A 1,432-nucleotide genomic window follows, 5' to 3' on the forward strand; every position below is an offset into this window, starting at 1 on the left:
AATGGGTTACATCAAGGGGCCCGTATGTCGTGGGCAAGTGGCCTTGAATGTGATCGAAGATCATTTCTGGGTATTTTTTGTCGACCCTGACATTCCTACTATGCTGTATCAGCCAGCACGTGCTGAAAGTTATGCGGGCAACCTTCGCTTACCTGCTGAAGATCGAAGTACAGCCTCACCATTTAAAATATGGACCAAATACGCTGCGCTTCAAGAGAAGCATTTGACTGATAAACTCAACTACATCAACAGTTTTTCTGATGGTGTTGCTGAGTTGTCACTCGATATGCTCTGGAGTGGCAAAAGTCTGACAAGCAATATCGATGGGCATGAAGCGCATAACCCGAACGCAGCACTCACTATATTTCGTCACTTTGATAATGCGACAGTCGTAAAGGGATTGCATGGCGATAAGCCGAAAACCGCTTGGGTAATTTCGTATAGTTTGTTAGAACGCATTCACTACTTGCTAGTTGCCGGCTTTGATGTGTATGGCAACGTGGGCCACCAGTTGAATACACGTTTGTATATGGACTTTTTACGCATGGAAGGTGAAAGCAATTTCTTAATGTTCTTGCCTGATGATGTCGCGGAGAAAGAATTTTTAAGCTGGTATCAAAGCGCGGAAGAGAAGGTGGAGGATTATCTAAACGTTCTGCATAAAATGAAGTTGCCGCGCAATGCAATTGAATATGGCTCGGATGATCCGAAGAACGAGTTGCTCGACAGAATCTATGATTATACACGCGCTGAAAACCGTCGCGTATCGGTACTACCAAAAGTCTATTTGGACCAATTTCCAGAATTAAATGATCCTCTGCAGCGATTAGAGAAGGTTAGCGGAGTATCCGCTTCATTGTTGCCAGAGTTAGTTATGGTGCGCGTGAAAGCACCGGACGGACAAATGCAGTTGTTCTCAATCGCGAGTAATCGTTTTCATGAGAATGTCTCTTCATTGTTTATGGAAGACGAATTTCTTGTTCCTGAACGAGATACCTTAACGCTTTATCCTGGTGTACTAGGTAGCTATCCAAAAGTGTTTTTTGATGTGCATACGGTCTTGTTTGACCATTTCGTCGAACGCATCGGTCAAATGAAAACCGAAGAAGATTATGTTGCCTTGTTGGATGACTTTGCAGTGCGCAGAACGGATCCAAAGTTTTGGGACTTCTCCGATTGGCTGCATGTTTGGTATATGTTTAACCAGTCGGAAAAATCTGGCATTGTTGATCTAAATCGATATGAAAATCGATAAACGCTAAATAAATCAATAAGCTGCTTGACCGTGCGCGAGCGGCTTAAGTTATACTTCGTCCTACCAAATGCGATAACGCGTGATCACTTCAAGGGATGAAGGATGTCGAATAACAATAAAATGAAAGCGGTTGGCCTAACAAAATACCTACCTGTCAGCGACGATAATGCACTCAAG

Annotated in this window: 1 protein-coding gene; it reads left to right on the forward strand. The window is 43.4% G+C overall.

Going from position 1 to position 1,432, the window contains the following annotated elements; all coding sequences use genetic code 11:
- Positions 1–1,255: fatty acid cis/trans isomerase (locus tag A3738_RS08890; protein ID WP_068763541.1), on the forward strand; the 1,255-nt coding region annotated here is incomplete at its 5' end.
- Between the last annotated feature and the right edge of the window lie 177 nt (positions 1,256–1,432).

The organism is Oleiphilus sp. HI0066 (assembly GCF_001635725.1).